Source organism: Vibrio sp. B1FLJ16 (assembly GCF_905175385.1).
Classification (GTDB): Bacteria; Pseudomonadota; Gammaproteobacteria; order Enterobacterales; family Vibrionaceae; genus Vibrio.
Genome location: NZ_HG992749.1, coordinates 2,462,221 through 2,477,973, shown reverse-complemented (window position 1 = coordinate 2,477,973; position 15,753 = coordinate 2,462,221). Strand labels below are relative to the sequence as shown.

Here is a 15,753-nt window from a genome sequence, read left to right as displayed (position 1 = left end):
TAATCTACTCGGTAAATAGATTGGCATTGGTAGAGACTGCTTGTTGAATCAATGCATTACTACCAGAGCTTTGTGCCACTGTTGTAATACCAGAAGCCCCTTCCATACCGGACAGTTCATTATAAGTGCTAACAGTAAGCTCAGCAGATTCAGTTGGAGCATAAGTCACTGTAGTTGAGCTGACCTCACCCATGAGTTCTGCACTGGCAATAACGGTATCATTATCGACTGAGATCGTATTGTAGCTATCTGCGGTATATGTGCTGTTATCCGAGTTATCAGAGTTGTCGGAGTTATCTGCGGTGTAAGTGCTGTTATCCGAGTTATCCGAGTTATCCGAATTGTCGGAGTTGTCAGAGTTATCAGCGGTGTAAGTGCTGTTATCTGAGTTATCCGAGTTATTAGAGTTGTCGGAGTTGTCAGAGTTGTCCGAATTATCCGAGTTATCTGCGGTATAAGTGCTGCTATCGGAATTATCACTGTTATCCGAGTTATCCGAGTTATCACTGTTATCAGAGTTGTCGGAGTTATCTGCGGTATAAGTACTGCTGTCCGAGTTGTCGCTATTATTACTGTTGTCAGTAGTAGTAGAGGCAGTGCTGTTGTCCGAGTTGTCGCTACTATTGCTGTTGTCGGTAGTAGTAGAGGCAGTGCTGTTGTCCGAATTGTCGCTACTATTGCTGTTGTCAGTAGTAGTAGAGGCAGTGCTGTTGTCCGAGTTGTCGCTGCTATTGCTGTTGTCAGTCGTAGCAGTGGCAGTGCTGTTGTCGGAGTTGTCGCTACTGTTGCTGTTGTCAGTAGTGGTAGTGGCAGTGCTGTTGTCCGAGTTGTCGCTACTGTTGCTGTTGTCAGTGGTGGTAGTGGCGGTACTGTTGTCGGAGTTGTCACTACTGTTGCTGTTGTCAGTGGTAGCAGTGGCAGTGCTGTTGTCGGAGTTGTCGCTGCTGTTGCTGTTGTCAGTAGTGGCAGTGGCAGTGCTGTTATCCGAGTTGTCGCTACTATTGCTGTTGTCAGTAGTGGCAGTGGTAGTGCTGTTGTCCGAGTTGTCGCTGCTATTGGTGTTATCAGTAGTGGTAGTGGTGGTACTGCTGTCAGAGCTGTTAGCGCTATCTTGCCATTGATTGTTGCCTTCGCCATCTCCAACATTGTTATCTGCAAATGCGTAGCCACTTAACAGAAGGGTGGTTACTGCAATTGCTAGCCCTGTTTTTCTGAAACTCATGGTTTGTACTCCGTTTCCGGTTAGTCCTTAAAAAGTGTACTGCTCTCATGTGTTACTTCTTGGCGTCTCCTTAATTGTTCGAAAGGAGTACGAGAAGCGCTGAAATTATAAGAAAGGATCACTGCTTGAAATTCTTACTAGTGAGAATATTGACGGTAGACAGAGGGGAGAATTTAAGACATTTCGGTAACATCTTAAAAAATAATTTGTAATCATTAAGTTAATCGGCTTGAGAGCAGAAGTACCCAACGAGTATGAAATAAAAGCTATCTAAAGGATTAATTAGTATGAAGCGAAAGTATAAATTAACTACTCGGAGTGAGGCTGACTGATATGAGTTTTAATTTGTTTTTACAAGGGTAGCTTTAAAAACAGCGTGTTAAAGGTTTGTTTATAGATTGTTTCTAGTTGGGTTGCTGAGTTTATTAGTACCTTGTAAGGTAAATTCTTTTCAATAAGAAACCTTGTTCTCATACTCAGCTGCTATATTTTTCCTATTACAAATACGCTCAAGTTTACAAATCACTCGAGGTACCGCCCTGATATGCAGTAATCAATAACTGGGGGCAGTAAAAATGGTGAAAAGAATGAGAACCAAGCACGTTATCTTGCTTGCGGAAAAAAGTCTCCAAAGCAGTTTGATCGAGAAGCAACTGTCGTCTATTCCAAATGTTAATGTACAAACCTTATTGCCAGAAGAGGTTGTATGCCGTAGTCACACTTTAACTGTTGACCTAGTTTTTGTTGAATATGATTTTATGCGTCAGCATGAGTCTCGAGGGACTTTACCCGCTTTTGATTTGTTCGATTGGCCTTTATTGATTCACAATGTACCAACGGGATCAATACAGACTGATCTTTTTAAATGGAAGCTCCTAAAAGGAGTTCTTCTGAAAAACGCATCAGTCGCTCATATAACTGAGGGGGTCGAGTACATATTAGACGGAGGTTTATGGTTACCAAGAGTTTATTTAGAAAGAATGGTCTGCCACTACCGACACTCAAGCATGGTACAAGATCGCGACTATGATGACCTTACCAGTCGTGAACGTCAGATATTAGAATTACTCGCTCATGGTATTTCAAATCAGCAGATAGCATCCCAGCTGTTTTTATCTGAGAGTACGGTAAAGAGCCATATCTACAAGCTTTACAAAAAGCTCGATGTTCATTCTCGGCATGATGCAATAAAAATGACGAAGGTGGATGGGAGGCTAACCGCTCAGTAGAGAATTAAGCTATTAATATAATTGGATTCTTTCTGCTACGCCGATCGGAGCCTGTCTCAAAAGAACGAACTGTCATTGAGGTGGGTTCTTATACTCCGTCTAACGATTTCGTATTCCATTCATTAGTTGATAACAGATTGTTTTTTTAATGTTATTTAATTGTTTTGTGTCTCTTTTTTAAACCTTAATCGCAATTTTCACACACTCTTTCTACTACCCTGACTACGGATTAATCAGTGACTTTTTCCTACAGCTTGCACGCGAAGTGTGACCTGGGTGGTGAATAAATGATCATTCGTAGGGGTTTATACCAACCTTCCTTAAACAAAATTGACAAAATTTAACCAATCGAGATAATCCATTGGTCGGGATTTATCACTAATAAAGTTCTGCATTTGTCAGGATGACAAAGAAAGGAAGCAACATGATTAATATAGGAAGCCTGCTAGTAGATGCGGCCACCCTCATGATTACGGGGATGGCGGTCGTATTTATTTTCCTCACAATTCTTGTATATCTCGTTCGGCTAATGTCGAAACTAGTGCCAGAAGAAGTACTAGAGCCGATCGCTGCACCTAAAACAAAAACAAATATTCAATCAACCTCTTCAGCTGTTAGTCCACAAGTCGTGGCGGCGATCTCAGCTGCGATTCATAAACATCGCGCCTCTGTCGTCAAGTAGCCGAAATAGGATTAAAAAGGAGTTTAATAGTATGTCTAAACCACTAGCTATTACTGATGTGGTTCTTCGAGATGCCCATCAATCATTGTTTGCTACGCGCATGCGTATTGAAGATATGCTGCCGATTGCAGCTGAACTGGATAAGATTGGATACTGGTCTTTAGAGACTTGGGGTGGAGCAACCTTTGACTCTTGTATTCGATTCCTAGGGGAAGATCCTTGGGAGCGCTTACGAGAGCTGAAGAAAGCGATGCCTAATACACCGATGCAAATGCTACTGCGTGGTCAAAACCTTTTAGGATACCGCCATTATGCCGACGATGTAGTAGAGAAGTTTGTTGAACGTGCCCATGCAAACGGTATGGATGTTTTCCGTATTTTTGATGCTATGAATGACGTGCGGAACTTCCAGAAGGCCGTGAAAGCAACAGTGGATGTTGGTGCTCACGCCCAGGGTACGCTGTCTTACACAACCAGCCCTGTACATAATGCTGATACCTGGGTTGACTTAGCGAAACGACTTGAAGATTTAGGTTGTCACTCTTTATGTATTAAAGATATGTCAGGTCTGTTGAAGCCGTACGAAGCGGAAGAGTTAATCACACGCATTAAAGCTTCTTGTGATGTTCCGCTGGCACTGCACTGTCATGCTACAACCGGTCTGTCCACGGCTACGGCTGTGAAAGCAGTTGAAGCGGGTATAGACATTCTTGATACTGCCATTTCATCCATGAGCAGCACTTACGGTCACACCCCAACAGAAACTGTGGTTGCAATGCTGCAAGGGACTGAGCGTGATACCAACTTGAAACTGGAAGAGATTGAGCCAATTGCCGCTTACTTCCGTGAGGTTCGTAAGAAATATGCCAAGTGGGAAGGGCAGTTGAAAGGTGTAGACTCACGTATTTTGATTGCTCAGGTTCCAGGTGGAATGTTAACTAACATGGAAGGTCAGCTTAAAGAGCAAGGTGCTGCTGATCGTATTGATGAAGTGTTAGAAGAGATCCCTCGCGTTCGTGAAGATCTTGGCTTTATTCCATTGGTGACTCCGACATCACAAATCGTTGGTACTCAGGCTGTGATCAATGTTCTTACCGGCGAGCGCTATAAGAGCATAACCAAAGAAACAGCAGGTCTGTTGAAAGGTGAATATGGTGAGGCCCCTGCTGCTGTCAATGCTGAGCTGCAAGCTAAAGTGCTTGAAGGTAAAGAGCCGATCACGTGTCGTCCGGCCGATCTGCTCGAAGCTGAAATGGAGACGCTGACGGTTGATTTGATGGACAAAGCACAGGCAGAAGGTATTAAGCTGGCAAGTGAGCGAGTTGATGATGTACTGACGTATGCACTGTTCCCTCAAGTTGGCCTGAAGTTCCTGAAAAACAGAGGCAATCCGGAAGCCTTTGAACCAGCTCCTACTATAGAAGCAGCGAAACCTGCGGCAACTGCGCCTGTAGCTCAGGCTGCTGGTGGTGTAGAAACTTACAGCGTTCGTGTTGATGGCCAGGTTTATGATGTGGAAGTTGGCCCGCAAGGTGAGCTGACATCTGTAACACCATCATCTGCACCAGCAAAACAGACAGCTCCTGCTGCGCCAGTGAGCGCTTCCGCTGAACTGGTACCAGCACCTCTTGCAGGCAACATCTTTAAAGTTAATGTTCAGCTGGGCGCTGAGGTTGCTGAGGGGGATGTCTTGCTGATCCTTGAAGCGATGAAGATGGAAACAGAAGTACGTGCTGCTCGTGGTGGTATCGTTCAGGAGTTGAACGTTAAAGAAGGTGATGCCGTGACCGTCGGTTCTCCTCTTCTTAGCCTGGCGTAAGGGAGTATCATGGACGGATTGATGACCCTGTGGTCAGAGACAGGGATCGCTAACTTTGAGTTTGGCCAAATTTGTATGATGCTGGTCGGTTGTACTCTGCTGTTCTTAGCGATCAGAAAGGGCTTTGAACCCTTGCTTCTACTTCCTATCGGGTTTGGCGCTATTTTGGCTAACATTCCCAACGCTGGCTTCACTGAGCCGGGTGGTTTGTTGTACTACGTGTATTACATCGGGATCGAGACGGGCGTTTTCCCGCTATTGATCTTTATGGGCGTTGGTGCGATGACGGACTTCGGAGCTCTGATTGCGAATCCAAAAACGCTTTGGTTAGGTGCCGCTGCGCAATTTGGTATTTTTGCAACGCTGTTTGGCGCGATTTTACTGAACTATGTACCGGGCATGGAATTTAGCATGGCCGATGCATCGTCAATCGCGATTATCGGTGGCGCTGATGGTCCGACAGCTATTTTCCTGGCAAGTAAACTGTCTCCGGATCTGCTTGGTGCTATTGCAGTAGCTGCGTACAGTTATATGGCGCTGGTACCGATTATCCAACCACCAATCATGAAGGCTTTGACGACGAAAGAAGAGCGTCAGGTAAAAATGGCTCAACTGCGCCATGTGGGTAAATGGGAAAAGGTTATTTTCCCGCTCGCTGTACTCCTGATGACCATTCTGTTCTTACCTTCAGCGACGCCATTAGTCGGGATGTTCTGTCTTGGTAACTTGATGCGTGAAGCGGGTGTTGTGGATCGTCTGTCGAAAACAGCACAGAACGAGCTTATCAATATGGTTACGATCTTCCTCGGTCTAGGTGTTGGTTCTAAGCTACAGGCTGATAAGTTCTTGAACTTAGAAACGCTGGGTATCTTAGCTCTGGGTGCGGTAGCATTTAGTATTGGTACCGCAGCGGGGGTTCTGATGGCGAAGTTGCTGAACAAGTTCTCGAAAGAAGACATCAACCCGCTGATTGGTGCTGCTGGTGTATCTGCAGTGCCGATGGCAGCACGGGTAGTAAATAAGGTTGGCTTGGATGCAAACCCGCAAAACTTCTTGTTGATGCATGCTATGGGGCCAAATGTGGCTGGTGTTCTTGGTTCGGCAGTTGCTGCTGGTATCCTCCTTGCCTTGGTAGGGTAGATCTTTGTAACACGTAAATCCTACGTTTGTGCTGGAGATAAAATTATCCACTAAAATACGTAGCAGCCATTAACTTCATCAAACAAAATGGTTTATAGTCAAAGGGATGCTTCGGCATCCCTTTTTTTATCTCTAAGGAAATGGGTTATGGATCATAAACAGATTGTCATCACTGAATTTGGCGACGTAAACGTACTTGCAGTTCAACATGCACCGACACCAACACCAAAAGTAGGAGAAGTCTTGGTTAAAGTCTTTTTCTCTGGTGTGAACCCTATCGATGTAAAGACGCGAGCCGGGCTTGGTTGGGCTGCTGCTCAGAATAAAGACAAGTTACCGTGGGTTCCGGGTTATGACATTTCCGGAGAGGTCGTCTCCTGTGGTGAGCAGACATCCCAATTTGCTGTCGGAGATAAAGTGGCTGGTTTTATTGGCTTCCCGGTAAAAGGTGGTGGTTACAGTCAGTATGTGTGCGTACCTGAATCAGAGCTAAGCCACGTTCCAAGTAATGTAACGTTAGATTCTGCAGCCGTACTTCCTCTCGCTGGCCAAACAGCAGTTCAGGCCTTGAGTAAAGCCAATGTCACCGAGAGTGATCGTGTGCTAATTCTTGCCGGGGCTGGTGGCGTAGGGCATATCGCAGTGCAACTGGCAGTAGCAAGCAAAGCGGAAGTCTTTACAACTTGCAGCGAACGAAATGTGGATTTTCTCTCGTCATTTGGCGTGCATGCAGTGAACTATCAGTTAGGGCCAGTGTCAGAACGTGTTGAAGATATAGATGTTTTGATTGATTTAGTAGGTGGCGATGCTGCGCTGGACGCTCTCAAATGTTTAAAACCTAGCGCACGAGTTATCACCGTGCCGACGATTACCGCCGAAATGATTTGTGATCAGGCGAAACAGTTAGGTATAGAAGCAAGTGGCATGTTAGTTGAGCCTGCACCGGAGCAGCTAGACTCTTTGATGTATATGGCTGATGTCGGATTACTAAAGCCAGAGGTGCAACACATCTACCCGATGAATGAAGTTATCGCAGCGCACGAACAAGTGGAATCTGGGCGAACCAGAGGCAAGGTATTGCTTGATATGACATGCTAGAAGCATTCAATGCCAGTTTTGAAAACTTAGCACACTGGTTTTCTGATTCCGCATTGTGGGTGCTTTTCATGACTGGCTTTCTCAGTGCCACCTTGTTACCGGGTGGCTCTGAGGCAGGCTTGATTGCCACACTCTCTTTAAATCAATATTCCATCTCTTCCGTAATTCTCGTCGCCACAATAGGCAATACTTTAGGTGGTTTAACTAACTACTGGCTTGGATTATGGATTCCAAATAAAACCCAGCAAGACAAACATGGCCACATGGCGTTAAATTGGCTATCTAAATATGGTTACTGGGCTTTATTTTTCAGCTGGTTACCTGTTGTGGGTGATCCGTTGTGTTTAGCGGCAGGATGGTTAAGGATGAAATTTCTGCCATGTCTAATACTCATATTTTTTGGAAAGGCCGCTAGATATAGCCTTCTGGCCGCCATCTATCTCGGATTATTTTAAGGAAAAGTACATGAGAATGTTTTGGGTTGGCGCGTGCTCACTTATTGTGATCACGGGCTGTGCATCACAAGCCCCGGTTTCATCGCTGCCTGACGGGGTCACTTTCGTTGAATCATCAAAAGCAGAAGAAGGCAAAGTTAAAATCCCATACCAGAAATATAAACTTGATAATGGGCTGACCGTCATTCTGGCGCCAGAAGACTCCGACCCGCTGGTTCATGTGGATGTGACTTACCATGTTGGCTCTGCTCGTGAAGAAATCGGTAAGTCTGGATTCGCGCACTTCTTTGAGCACATGATGTTCCAGGGCTCTGAGAACGTAGGTGATCAAGAGCATTTCAAAATCATTACTGAGGCTGGTGGTACGTTAAATGGCACGACCAACCGAGACCGTACGAATTACTTTGAAACCGTACCTGCTAATCAACTAGAAAAAATGCTCTGGCTGGAGTCCGATCGCATGGGATTCCTGCTTGATGCGGTGTCGCAGCATAAGTTTGAGATTCAGCGCTCAACGGTTAAAAACGAACGTGCCCAACGTTATGATAATCGCCCTTATGGGCTGGTCTGGGAGCGTATATCTGAAGCGCTATATCCAGAAGGTCACCCTTATTCATGGCAAACCATTGGGTATGTGGAAGACTTAGATCGCGTTGATGTGAACGATCTTAAAGCTTTCTTCCTACGCTGGTACGGACCGAATAACGCGACCCTGACTATAGGTGGTGATCTTGATGTTGAGCAGACTCTGAACTGGATCAATAAGTACTTCGGCTCAATCCCGCGTGGCCCCGAAGTAGAAAACGCACCAAAGCAGCCTGCTAAACTGAGCGAAAGTAAATTCATTACTTTAGAAGACCGAATTCAGCAGCCAATGGTGATGATCGCATGGCCAACCACTTACAGTGGCGAAGAGAGCCAGGCGTCACTTGATACCTTAGCTGAAGTTCTTGGTGGTGGCACTAATAGCATGTTGTACCAAGATCTTGTCAAAACCCAGAAGGCTGTGGATGCAGGCTCATTCCATAGTTGTTCTGAGCTGGCTTGTGCTTTCTATGTTTATGCGATGGGAGATTCTGGTAGTAAGGGTGACCTCTCTAAGCTTTATGATGAAGTCATGCAGTCTTTGACTCAGTTTTCCGAACAGGGTGTAACAAACGAGCGTCTTGAGCAGCTAACAGGTAAAGCTGAAGCAGATGCGATTTTTGCTCTGGAAAGTGTTCAGGGTAAAGTGACACAGCTAGCATCTAATGAGACCTTCTTTGGCCAGCCGGACTTGATTGAGAAACAGCTGGAGCAAATTCGTGCGGTAACGCCAGACTCAGTCGATAAAGTCTATCAAGACTTTATTCAGGGTAAATCTAAGGTAACCTTAAGCGTTGTACCAACCGGAAAAACAAATCTGGCGGTCAAGTCTGCGACGTTCGTGACACCAGAACGCACGTTGCCAGAATATAAAAAGATTACTGATGATCAACTTGCTTATCGTGTTGCCACTGACGACTTTGATCGTTCCGTACAGCCACCTGTTGGTGAGCCGGTAAAAGCAACGATGCCTGATTTGTATGAAGTTCAGTTTGACAATGGTTCTGAACTTTTAGGCACTGTGAGCAGTGAAACGCCAACCGTTATGATGCAATTCAGTCTGCCTGCTGGTACACGCTATGTTGAGAAAGGTAAAGAAGGATTGGCGCAATTAACTGCCTCAATGCTTCAGGAAGGCACAACCAAGCGCAGTATGGAAGAAATCCATGCTGAGCTGGATAAGCTAGGAAGCTCGATATCTGTCGGTGCGTCTGGTTACACGACAAACATCAGTGTTTCAGCCCTAGAGAAAAACTTAGAGCCAACCCTGAAGATCGTTGAAGAAATGTTGTTATCACCAGCGTTCAAGCAAGAAGATTTTGACCGCGTCAAAGAACAGGCTCTGGAAGGGTTGGTGTATGAGCATCAAAGCCCGAGCTGGATGGCTTCACAAGCTAGCCGCCAGGTACTTTACGGAGATTCGGCATTCGCTCGTCCTAAAGACGGTACTATGTCCGGAATGAAAGCACTTACCTTAAATGACGTTCGTGACTTCTACGCGTCACACTACACGCCGCATGGCGCTCAGATCGCGGTTGTAGGCGATGTTAGTAAGCAGGATATCGAGAATAAACTGGCATTCTGGGCGAACTGGCAGGATGAAGCGGCTCCGAAGTATGTACCGCAAACTATCCCCGAGTTAGGTAAACAAAAAATTCATCTTGTTGATAAGCCGGGTGCACCACAAAGTGTTGTTATGATGGTTCGTCAGGGGATACCATACGATGCGACTGGGGAGTTTTTCCTTGGCCAGCTGTCGAACTTTAACTTATCAGGTAACTTCAACAGCCGTATTAACCAAAACCTGCGTGAAGACAAAGGTTACACATATGGTGCCTATGGTTACTTTTCCGGTAGCCCTGAGACGGGCTCAGTGGTATTTACTGCCCAGGTACGTGCGGATTCAACGGTTGCTTCTATCATAGAGATAGAAAATGAACTGAATGAGTTCTCTCAATCTGGTATGACTGATGATGAACTGACTTTTATGCGTCAGGCTGTCGGACAAAAAGATGCACTGAAGTATGAGACTCCGACCCAAAAGGCGGCGCTCATCAGTAATATTTTTGAATACAACCTGGATAAAGACTATCTTCAACAGCGAAATGCTATTGTCGAAAAAGTGGATAAGCAAACACTAAACTCTCTGGCACAAAAATGGTTTGATCCAAGTGACTATCAAATCGTCGTTGTCGGGGATGCGAAATCACTTCGTCCTGAGCTAGAAAAGTTAGGGAAAGACGTAGAAGAGCTTGAAATCATTCGATAGAGTACATATCTAATAGCGGAGAGTTCTCTCTCCGCTATTCATCCAGATAAGTGACTTTTTAAGGGGCACTTATCTAGATGAATAAATAATCAATAACTTAGCTTTCACTTGTCTTAATGGATAAGTGTCCTGCTCCTAATATAAGCGAACCTCATTTTGACTGATTTTGCTGCGCGACTGGAAAAAGTTGCATCAAACCCCGAAGTATTCAAGCAGTTTGGACGTGGTGTTGAGCGAGAAACTTTGCGCTATTGTCAGGATGGACGTCTTGCAACCTCGTCTCATCCAGAGGGGCTGGGGTCAGCGTTCACGAACCAGTGGATCACCACTGATTTCTCTGAGTCATTATTAGAATTCATTACTCCGGTTTCTCATGATATTCCAGAGCTTATGGCGCAACTGAAAGACATACATCATTTTACTCAGACGAAAATGGGTGATGAGAAGATGTGGCCTCTTTCTATGCCTTGCTACGTTGGCAGTGAAGATGATATCAACCTTGCTCAGTACGGCAGTTCTAATTCTGCGCGCATGAAAACGTTATACCGAGAAGGGCTAAAGCGCCGTTACGGCAGTTTGATGCAAATCATCTCGGGCGTGCATTTCAACTTCTCATTTCCTGAGTCATTTTGGGATGCGCTGTATGGCGAGCAAGATGATAAAGCTCGTCAGGAAACAAAGTCTGACGCTTATTTCGCTCTTATCCGCAATTACTACCGCTTTGGCTGGATGATCCCGTACTTCTTTGGAGCGTCTCCGGCATTATGTGGTTCTTTTATTCAAGGTCGTAAAACGAATTTACCGTTTGAGAATATAGGTGGAACACTATACCTGCCAAAATCGACATCGCTGAGACTGAGTGATCTTGGCTACACCAATAGTGCGCAAAGTTCGTTAAAGATCGGTTTCAATAGTATTGACCAGTACCTGGAAGGCTTGAATGACGCTATTCATCGACCATCTGAAGAGTTCGCTAAAATCGGTGTGAAAGTAGATGGCGAACATCGCCAGCTTAACTCGAATATCCTTCAAATTGAAAATGAGCTGTATGCACCTATTCGTCCGAAACGTGTGGCGAAAAGTGGCGAGAAACCATCACAAGCTTTAAGCCGTGCCGGCGTTGAGTATATTGAAGTCCGCTCTCTGGACGTGAACCCGTTCAGTTCTGTAGGGATTACACAAGAGCAGGTTCGCTTCCTTGATCTGTTCCTGACTTGGGCAGCTTTATCTGATTCTGACCCGATGGATAATTGTGAATTAGAATGTTGGCGTGATAACTGGAATAAAGTCATTATATCAGGCCGAGAAAAAGGTCTGATGCTTCAGATAGGCTGTCAGGGTGAACGCCTGTCTCTGCAAGACTGGGCACACCGAGTATTTGCAGAGCTTCGTCAAATTGCTGAAGCGATGGATGCAGCTATTGGGGAGCGTGCTTATCAGGAGGTTTGCGATAAACTGGCAACTTGGATAGATAACCCTGAGTTGACTATTTCCGGGCAGTTGCTGGAGCTAACCAAAGAGTTAGGGGGCTTAGGCAAAGTAGGTTGTTCGCTGGGAATGAAGCATCGTGAAGACAACCTCAACCACAGTTACCAATACTACTCGCAAGAGGTAATGGAACAGGAAGTTGCAGATTCAGTCGAAAAGCAGAAGAAAGCAGAGCTAAGTGATACATTGGGTTTTGACGACTTCCTGAAAGACTATTTTGCTTACTTAAAGTAAGGACTGGGTGGAATTGAATACTAAGCCTGTAGTCGTTTCTCTGTTAGGCAGTGCGTTGCTCGCTGGGTGTGCAACAGCACCACCAAAGCAGCAAGAGAATCTCTGTGAGATATTCCGAGAAAAATCTGGCTGGTATGATGACGCTAAAGATATGGAAGAGGAGTGGGGCACTCCGATCCATGTCGCGATGGCCTTTATCAAGCAAGAGAGTAGCTACCGCCACGACGCGAAACCGCCCAAAGATTACGTGCTTGGTTTTATCCCCTGGGGACGAGTCAGCAGTGCGTATGGTTACGCTCAAGCGCAAGATCCCGCCTGGGATGATTTTCAGAATTCAACGGGGCACGGTGGATCACGTACTAACTTTGACGACTCTGTGATGTTTGTCGGTTGGTATACCCATGAGACCCGTCGCCAGCTTGGCATTTCTTTATGGGATCCCTATAACCAGTATCTCGCCTATCATGAAGGGAGAGGTGGTTATAAACGCGGTACTTATAAGAGAAAGCCAAGTTTAGTGAAAGTTGCAAGACGCGTAGAGCAAACCGCAAAGAATTATGGCTGGCAGCTAAAACAATGTCGTCAGGAATTAGAAGACAACAGCGGCTGGTTCTTTTAACCCTATTCGTTTAGTAGGGAAATGAACATAACAATCAATACCGACAGGTGTTGGAATTACAATCAGGAGAGATGTAATGCCTTTACTCGATAGTTTTACCGTGGACCACACACGTATGAGCGCACCAGCGGTGCGAGTTGCGAAAACCATGCAAACCCCAAAAGGGGACACGATTACAGTGTTTGATTTGCGCTTTACGGCACCAAATAAAGATATTCTGTCGGAGAAAGGTATTCATACATTAGAGCACCTGTATGCGGGCTTTATGCGTAATCACCTAAATGGCGATAGTGTAGAGATCATTGATATCTCTCCGATGGGATGTCGTACCGGTTTTTACATGAGTCTGATTGGTACGCCTTCAGAGCAGCAAGTCGCTGATGCCTGGATTGCTTCGATGGAAGATGTGCTGAAAGTAGAAAGCCAGAATAAAATTCCAGAGCTTAATGAATACCAGTGTGGTACGGCTGCGATGCACTCACTAGATGAAGCCAAGCAAATTGCGAAAAATATTCTTGATGCAGGTGTGTCAGTGAATAAAAACGATGAATTGGCTTTGCCAGAATCAATGCTGAAAGAGCTACGCATCGATTAAGTTTATTTTAGTTTTTCAAAGTTATTCAAAAAGAGCCTGACATTGTCAGGCTCTTTTTTGTTCATTGATGTGTTAGTTACTGCTCTTTTTCTTTTTTGGAAAAACACGAACTAATTTAATTCGGTTTTCCTCAATCTCGACGATCTCCATCGGGTGTCCGGATACGTGCACGCTAAGGTGACTCTCGGGAATATGTTCTAAATGTTCTAGGATTAACCCGTTAAGCGTTCTGGGGCCGTCAGTTGGCAGATGCCATTTTAGACCTTTGTTGATATCACGAATGTTTGTGCTGCCTTCAATCAAGAAGCTGCCATCGCCTTGCGGGCTGATTTCATCGGATAAGCTTGGCGAGATTGACGTCGTAAATTCACCGATGATCTCTTCCAGAATGTCTTCTAATGTTATTAAGCCAATAATATCGCCATATTCGTCAACAATAAGGCCAATACGCTGCTTGTTACGTTGGAATTTCAACATCTGTACGTTGAGCGGTGTGCCTTCCGGAATGTAATACACTTCATCGGCAGCACGTAGCAGCGTCTCTTTATTGAATTCATTCTTCTCGAGCATTAGGCGGTATGCCTCGCGCAAACGGAGCATGCCGACAACTTCATCGATCTGATCCCGGTAAAAGACGATGCGTCCGTGTGGAGAGTGCGTCAATTGGCGAACAATGGATTTCCAGTCGTCATTGATGTCGATACCGGTAATTTCGTTACGTGGCACCATAATGTCGTTTACGGTGACATGCTCCAGATCCAGAATGGAGACCAGCATATCCTGGTGACGGCGAGGGATAAGACCACCTGCTTCGTTAACTACTGTACGCAGTTCTTCTGAACTAAGGTGATCTTCTACAGTGTGATCCGCTTTAACGCCAAGCAAGCGAATAAAGCCATTGGTAATGAAGTTAACTAACAGTACCAGCGGAGAAAGCACCTTCATCAGAATAGATAACAAGATGCTGCTGGCATAAGATACGCGCTCTGGGTATAGAGCAGCGATAGTTTTTGGTGTGACCTCGGCAAATACCAGTACAACCATAGTCAGAGCACCGGTTGCAATCGCAACCCCCATATCCCCATACAAGCGCATACCGATAATGGTCGCGATCGCAGAAGCGAGAATATTCACGAGGTTGTTGCCGATAAGAATAAGACCAATCAGACGATCTGGACGATCCAATAGTTTTTCAACACGCTTGGCACCTTTGTGGCCATTTTTGGCTAAGTGCTTTAAGCGATAACGGTTCAGCGACATCATCCCTGTTTCTGAACCGGAAAAGTAACCTGATATGACGATAAGACACGCGAGTAGCGCAAATAAGATACCCGTAGATATGTCGTCCAAAACGTTGCTGTTCCTTGTAAGTTTTTGTCTTTTTAATAGCTTTATAAAGCTGCTAAATCATAGAATGTTGGTACTGTATTTGATTTCTCTTTGAATATAAAGGGATCTTATTGGCGTTAGCTTAAAATGATCTCTCTGACAAAGCGGCTACCAAAATACGCCAGTGTCAACAAAGTTGCCCCTGCAACTGCAAACCACGTTACTTTTCTTCCGCGCCAACCCTGTTTGTAATGTCCCCAGAGCAATATCGAATAAACTACCCAGGCGATAAAAGAAAGAATTGCCTTGTGTGCTTTTCCCTGTGCAAACATATCGTGAACAAATACATAGCCTGTAATTAGCGTAGCAGTTAGCAGTAAGTTACCAATTAAAATGATTTTAAATAATTGGCGCTCGACCATTAGCAAGGGGGGCAAATTAGGATTTATCGCTAACGCCTTTTTGGCTTTCAGTTTGCTATCGAGCCAGGCAAGCTGTAGTGCGTAAAGAGCCCCAATAGTTAATGTGGCGTAGGAAAACAGCGCTAAGGAAATATGAATAAGTAGCTTTGGATCGGTTTCCAGATGTTTGATGAATGTGCTTGGAAGAAATGTTGCAGCGGTCAAGTTTATGGTAGCAAAGCTGTAAACGACAGGCAGTAAGAACCATAGCCGGTTTTTTAACATTGCGACACTCATTACCAGAGAGATAATAAAGCTAATTAGAGAAGCAACGTTAAGAATACTGAGATTCTGACCAGAACCATCGAGAATCAAATCACTCAACAGCCAGGCGTGAAACACAAGCGCGCAGGCAGCGCTGGCAAATACAGTATTTGCCTTAATAACTGACTGGTGTGAAAGCCCAGGTATGATGGTCGCAATCGCCAGAACGTAAAGAATGGCGGCCGCGATGGCAATTACGCTATCCATGAATCCTAAATGTTGTTGTGCACAATAGCGAAATTATACCCTGCATTACTCTTTGGG

The 15,753-nt window shown here is 45.1% G+C and carries 13 protein-coding genes; 10 read left to right on the top strand and 3 right to left on the bottom strand.

The window, feature by feature from the left end:
* Nucleotides 1-4 precede the first annotated feature (4 nt).
* Nucleotides 5-1,222, bottom strand: a complete 1,218-nt coding sequence (locus tag KHN79_RS11160; protein ID WP_211907241.1) for a dentin sialophosphoprotein — start codon at nucleotides 1,220-1,222, stop codon at nucleotides 5-7.
* Nucleotides 1,223-1,809: 587 nt separating this feature from the next.
* Here KHN79_RS11160 and KHN79_RS11155 point away from each other — a divergent pair.
* The 10 genes from KHN79_RS11155 (at nucleotide 1,810) to luxS (ending at nucleotide 13,435) form a co-directional block, all read left to right on the top strand.
* Nucleotides 1,810-2,451 carry a response regulator transcription factor gene (locus KHN79_RS11155; protein ID WP_182008863.1) on the top strand — a complete coding sequence of 214 codons (642 nt, stop codon included), beginning with the start codon at nucleotides 1,810-1,812 and terminating at the stop codon, nucleotides 2,449-2,451.
* Between the two features lie 424 nt (nucleotides 2,452-2,875).
* Entirely contained in the window at nucleotides 2,876-3,133 is a 258-nt protein-coding gene (locus KHN79_RS11150) for an oxaloacetate decarboxylase subunit gamma (RefSeq protein WP_182008862.1), read from the top strand.
* A 31-nt stretch (nucleotides 3,134-3,164) separates the two neighbouring features.
* Nucleotides 3,165-4,952: a sodium-extruding oxaloacetate decarboxylase subunit alpha gene (gene oadA, locus KHN79_RS11145; protein ID WP_182008861.1), complete on the top strand. Its 1,788-nt coding sequence runs from the start codon at nucleotides 3,165-3,167 to the stop codon at nucleotides 4,950-4,952.
* Between the two features lie 9 nt (nucleotides 4,953-4,961).
* Nucleotides 4,962-6,092, top strand: coding sequence for a sodium ion-translocating decarboxylase subunit beta (locus KHN79_RS11140; RefSeq protein ID WP_182008860.1), 1,131 nt, complete (start codon nucleotides 4,962-4,964; stop codon nucleotides 6,090-6,092).
* Nucleotides 6,093-6,239: 147 nt separating this feature from the next.
* Nucleotides 6,240-7,190 carry an NADP-dependent oxidoreductase gene (locus tag KHN79_RS11135; protein ID WP_182008859.1) on the top strand — a complete coding sequence of 317 codons (951 nt, stop codon included), beginning with the start codon at nucleotides 6,240-6,242 and terminating at the stop codon, nucleotides 7,188-7,190.
* Nucleotides 7,184-7,645 (top strand): YqaA family protein, encoded by a 462-nt coding sequence (locus tag KHN79_RS11130; protein WP_182008858.1) that lies wholly within the window; start codon nucleotides 7,184-7,186, stop codon nucleotides 7,643-7,645. The genes KHN79_RS11135 and KHN79_RS11130 overlap by 7 nt, the downstream gene beginning before the upstream one ends.
* A gap of 10 nt (nucleotides 7,646-7,655) precedes the next feature.
* On the top strand, nucleotides 7,656-10,499 hold the full coding sequence (locus KHN79_RS11125; protein ID WP_182008857.1) for a pitrilysin family protein: 2,844 nt from the start codon (nucleotides 7,656-7,658) through the stop codon (nucleotides 10,497-10,499).
* A 156-nt stretch (nucleotides 10,500-10,655) separates the two neighbouring features.
* Entirely contained in the window at nucleotides 10,656-12,221 is a 1,566-nt protein-coding gene (gshA, locus tag KHN79_RS11120) for a glutamate--cysteine ligase (RefSeq protein ID WP_182008856.1), read from the top strand.
* Nucleotides 12,222-12,234: 13 nt separating this feature from the next.
* Nucleotides 12,235-12,840 carry a hypothetical protein gene (locus tag KHN79_RS11115; RefSeq protein WP_182008900.1) on the top strand — a complete coding sequence of 202 codons (606 nt, stop codon included), beginning with the start codon at nucleotides 12,235-12,237 and terminating at the stop codon, nucleotides 12,838-12,840.
* A 76-nt stretch (nucleotides 12,841-12,916) separates the two neighbouring features.
* Nucleotides 12,917-13,435, top strand: a complete 519-nt coding sequence (gene luxS / locus KHN79_RS11110; protein WP_182008855.1) for an S-ribosylhomocysteine lyase — start codon at nucleotides 12,917-12,919, stop codon at nucleotides 13,433-13,435.
* 72 nt (nucleotides 13,436-13,507) lie between these two features.
* On the opposite strand, the gene KHN79_RS11105 is transcribed toward luxS, so the two are convergent.
* Nucleotides 13,508-14,785, bottom strand: coding sequence for a CNNM domain-containing protein (locus tag KHN79_RS11105; protein WP_182008854.1), 1,278 nt, complete (start codon nucleotides 14,783-14,785; stop codon nucleotides 13,508-13,510).
* Nucleotides 14,786-14,901: 116 nt separating this feature from the next.
* A complete protein-coding gene (locus KHN79_RS11100) occupies nucleotides 14,902-15,696 on the bottom strand; it encodes an inner membrane protein YpjD (RefSeq protein WP_182008853.1) in 795 nt (264 codons plus the stop codon).
* Between the last annotated feature and the right edge of the window lie 57 nt (nucleotides 15,697-15,753).

Coding starts and splice junctions, on each gene's coding strand:
- KHN79_RS11160 (WP_211907241.1), bottom strand. CDS start 1,222: ATGAGTTTCAGAAAAACAGGGCTAGCAATTGCAGTAACCACCCTTCTG.
- KHN79_RS11155 (WP_182008863.1), top strand. CDS start 1,810: ATGAGAACCAAGCACGTTATCTTGCTTGCGGAAAAAAGTCTCCAAAGC.
- KHN79_RS11150 (WP_182008862.1), top strand. CDS start 2,876: ATGATTAATATAGGAAGCCTGCTAGTAGATGCGGCCACCCTCATGATT.
- oadA (WP_182008861.1), top strand. CDS start 3,165: ATGTCTAAACCACTAGCTATTACTGATGTGGTTCTTCGAGATGCCCAT.
- KHN79_RS11140 (WP_182008860.1), top strand. CDS start 4,962: ATGGACGGATTGATGACCCTGTGGTCAGAGACAGGGATCGCTAACTTT.
- KHN79_RS11135 (WP_182008859.1), top strand. CDS start 6,240: ATGGATCATAAACAGATTGTCATCACTGAATTTGGCGACGTAAACGTA.
- KHN79_RS11130 (WP_182008858.1), top strand. CDS start 7,184: ATGCTAGAAGCATTCAATGCCAGTTTTGAAAACTTAGCACACTGGTTT.
- KHN79_RS11125 (WP_182008857.1), top strand. CDS start 7,656: ATGAGAATGTTTTGGGTTGGCGCGTGCTCACTTATTGTGATCACGGGC.
- luxS (WP_182008855.1), top strand. CDS start 12,917: ATGCCTTTACTCGATAGTTTTACCGTGGACCACACACGTATGAGCGCA.
- KHN79_RS11100 (WP_182008853.1), bottom strand. CDS start 15,696: ATGGATAGCGTAATTGCCATCGCGGCCGCCATTCTTTACGTTCTGGCG.